The 1,487-nt window shown below is 37.9% G+C and carries 1 protein-coding gene and 2 pseudogenes; 2 read left to right on the forward strand and 1 reads right to left on the reverse strand.

Annotation, left to right across the window (positions count from 1 at the left end):
- Window positions 1–80: 80 nt before the first annotated feature.
- Window positions 81–227, forward strand: a complete 147-nt coding sequence (locus HMPREF2805_RS11190; protein ID WP_007519127.1) for a hypothetical protein — start codon at window positions 81–83, stop codon at window positions 225–227.
- Window positions 228–362: 135 nt separating this feature from the next.
- Window positions 363–524 (forward strand): annotated as a pseudogene (locus HMPREF2805_RS11605) (DUF3553 domain-containing protein); the annotation flags it as partial.
- A gap of 687 nt (window positions 525–1,211) precedes the next feature.
- Here HMPREF2805_RS11605 and HMPREF2805_RS00280 read toward each other — a convergent pair.
- Window positions 1,212–1,487: pseudogene (locus tag HMPREF2805_RS00280) on the reverse strand (lysozyme); the annotation flags it as partial.

Here is a 1,487-nt window from a genome sequence, read left to right on the forward strand (position 1 = left end):
AAAAAACTTTATCAAAACGCTTGACTTTCTCGGTGTACCGTGATATAATATAATCAAGATAAGGAAAGGAGGTGAGGAAAATGGACAAAGATGATTGGCTCAGATTGGTTGAAAAGCTAATTGATAACGGGCCAGCTTACATCACAGCTCTAACTGGTGCATATGCTACATATCACATTTGGAGCAAAGAAAAAAAGCGAAAACCTAGACCTCGCAAGTTTAAGTAATCGCCTTGGGAATAGGGGAGCTACCACTCCCCTCACTCCCTATTATACCATAAAATAGGAACAATACCATGGAAATTTTAATCATAAATATACTGATCGTTTTATTGAGTTATTTTTATTTAAGAGGGCAAAAAGATGAGAAAGCAAATAGAAAAAGTATTAAAAAGCAAAAAGAGCACAAGCGCAATCGCTAAAGGGGCAGATTTGCCTTGGACGACAGTCTCAGATCTTAGAAGTGGAAAAACAAATTTGGACAAAATGTCTTTATTGACAGCAGAAAAATTACAAAAATATGCGGAGGAGCTAGAAATGGAAAACGCAAGACAACTACTTGAAGAAATTAAAAATAACGATGTATCGTATGCTATTGTAAATGAAGATGGAGCAGTTTATTGCAATCTTGGGACAAGTAACATCATGGATATTTATGGTATTGATGACGAAGATGGGCATTTCTACGGTGTTTATGGTGACGCAGTTGGCGGACAGCTTGACAGTCGCAACGTCCCTGATGACATCATTTTGAAAGCTATTAAACTAATGCTAGGTTTGGGTGAGCCTGTAAAACGTTCAGAATTGTCTATGGGGCCAGATTTCAAACAGACATTTGTAGATGGATATTTTGAGGTGGTTGAATTGATGAAACAGTCTGGTCTTCTGCAGGATCAAGAAGAAAATGAGAAAGTCAAGGAATGGATTGAGTCTCACAAAGACGTTATAGGTTCAACAGCTAAACATCCAACATTTGGAACGGGTAAAGTAACAGAAATCAAAGATGGCATAATCACTATTGATTTTGAAGATTGTGGAAGCAAATCTCTAGCTCTCAATGCGGTTGTTGAAAGTAACTTATTAGAGTTCTAAAATAATTTATAATGGGTAAAGCAGTGATTTCGGTCACTGCTTTTTCTATTTTGAACAAACAAAAAAGCCCGCAAGCTATTGCCTGCGGGTCATTAAGAAGAAAAATAGAATCTCCTTTCTTTATTTAGTGGTAACAATTAGTCCATCAGGTAATACATTAAATGCTGGTTTGTCTGAACGGCTGCCATCTTCGTTGACGTAGTACCAGCCTCCTTCGACTTTGACAAGTTCTTTTGAAGACATTTCGCCATTCTCTTCTTTGAGATGGTATAGTTTGTCCTTGTATTGAACCCAGCCAGTGACCATTGCTCCTGAAGCATCAAGATAGTACCATTTGCCATTCACAAACACCCAGCCAATGGCCATGGCGCCATTTTCTTTGAGATAATACCACTT

It is taken from the genome of Streptococcus sp. HMSC034E03 (assembly GCF_001811505.1).
In the GTDB taxonomy this organism is placed as follows: domain Bacteria; phylum Bacillota; class Bacilli; order Lactobacillales; family Streptococcaceae; genus Streptococcus.

Excerpts from the sequence above, each read along its gene's own strand:
- HMPREF2805_RS11190 (WP_007519127.1), top strand. The coding sequence starts at position 81 with ATGGACAAAGATGATTGGCTCAGATTGGTTGAAAAGCTAATTGATAAC.